Annotated in this window: 1 protein-coding gene and 1 tRNA gene; both read right to left on the bottom strand. The window is 57.0% G+C overall.

What is annotated here, in order from left to right:
- Positions 1-4 precede the first annotated feature (4 nt).
- Positions 5-80, bottom strand: a tRNA-Lys gene (locus ACU8YC_RS26035).
- A 107-nt stretch (positions 81-187) separates the two neighbouring features.
- Positions 188-540 (bottom strand): 7-cyano-7-deazaguanine synthase (locus tag ACU8YC_RS26030; protein WP_446896117.1); only part of this gene is annotated, 353 nt, incomplete at its 5' end.

Below are 540 nucleotides of genomic sequence, written 5' to 3'. Positions count from 1 at the left end.
GATATGGTGGGTCGTGTAGGATTCGAACCTACGACCAATTGGTTAAAAGCCAACTGCTCTACCAACTGAGCTAACGACCCGATGCGGGGCGCATGATACTGATTTGATTGATGAAAACAAACTTTTTTTTGAAAAAATTTAGCCTGAGGCAGTGACGTAGGCAGACGCCCCGCCGAGAATGCCGGCCTCAGAAATAGCGTGTCGGGTCGGCCAGGCCAGCCTCGGCAAAACCAGCCGAACGCAATCTGCAGCTGTCGCACTTGCCACAGGCGCGACCGTCGTCATCCGCCTGATAGCACGAAACCGTCATCGCATAATCGACGCCCAGTCGACTTCCCTCCCGGACGATTTGCGCCTTGCTGAGGTTCTGCAATGGCGCCTGAATGCGGAACCCCTGCCCTTCGACCCCGGCCTTGGTCGCCAGATTGGCCATCCGCTCGAAGGCCGCAACGAATTCCGGGCGGCAATCGGGATAGCCGGAATAGTCCACCGCGTTGACACCAATGAAGATATGGCGGGCACCCAGCACTTCAGCACAGC

The sequence above is a fragment of the Citrobacter sp. VF227 genome, assembly GCF_052950715.1.
The sequence above is the reverse complement of the archived record's forward strand: the minus strand, read 5'-3'. Positions and strand labels throughout refer to the sequence as shown.